We start from the raw sequence: 1,071 nt of genomic DNA, 5'->3' as shown, positions 1-1,071 counted from the left end.
CGCGCTCGCCGCTGCCCAAGGCCCGGCGCTCGGATGCGGAAGCCGCAGCGCGGGTGTTCGCGGCGCTCGGCGTGCCGGTGGCGCCGGAACGGGTGCTGCCTTCGGACGCCGCCGCCATCGATGCCATGGCGCTCGACGATCTGCCCTATCCGGTGGCCGCCAAGATCCTCTCGCCCGACATCGCCCACAAGACCGAGGCGGAGGGCGTGGTGCTCGCCATCGCCTCGGCAGAGGCCTTGAAGGACGCGTGCCGCCGCATCCTTTCCGGCGCGGCCCGCCATGCCCCGCAGGCGCGCCTCCTCGGCATCCAGGTGCAGCCCATGCTGCGCGGTCTGGGCGAGGCGCTGGTCGGCTTCCGCCGCGATCCGGCGGTGGGACCCGTGGTGACGCTCGGTGCCGGCGGCGTGCTCGCGGAGATCTACCGCGATGTCAGCGTGCGCACCGCGCCGGTCGACCTCCCAACCGCCCGCACCATGATCGGCGAGGTGAAGGCGTTCGCGCCGCTGCGGGGCTATCGCGGCCTGCCGCGCGGCGACCTGGATGCGCTGGCTGAGGCGGTCGCGGCCTTCTCGCGCCTCGCCGCGCTCGACGTCGCGGAGGCGGAGGCCAACCCGGTGCTGGTGCGCGCGGAAGGGGAGGGCGTCATCGCCCTCGACGCCCTGATCGTGAAGGGAGGCGGACATGCGCTCTGACGCCCCGTCCGGCCACATCACGCGCCGGCTCTCTGAATTCTGCGCCGGCCTCGCCTTCGCGGACCTCGACGCGGCGGCGCGCCCGGGGGCGGTGGGGGCCGCCACCTGCTCGACACGCTGGGCGCGGCCATCGCCGGCGCGCAGGGGCTTCCGGCCCGCATCGCCGCGCGCACGCTTGCAGAGGTGGGTTCCGAAGGTCCCATGCCGGTGCCCGGCATGGCGGGCAGCTGGAACCGGCTTGCCGCCGCCTATCTCATGGGGGCGAGCGCCCCACGGCCTGGAGGTTGACGACGGCTACCGCGCCGGCTCGGTGCATCCCGGCGCGCCGGTCATCCCCGCCGTGCTCGGCGCCGCCTGGGGCGGCAAGGTGAGCGGCGCG

Annotated in this window: 1 protein-coding gene; it reads left to right on the top strand. The window is 75.4% G+C overall.

The window, feature by feature from the left end:
* Positions 1-692, top strand: a 692-nt coding sequence (locus AC2W7M_RS26120; protein ID WP_486136070.1) for an acetate--CoA ligase family protein, incomplete at its 5' end; no start/stop codon positions are given.
* Between the last annotated feature and the right edge of the window lie 379 nt (positions 693-1,071).

The sequence above is a fragment of the Xanthobacter sp. BG11Y11_SDJG genome (genome assembly GCF_057364445.1).
This window is presented reverse-complemented; position numbering and strand designations above follow the sequence as displayed.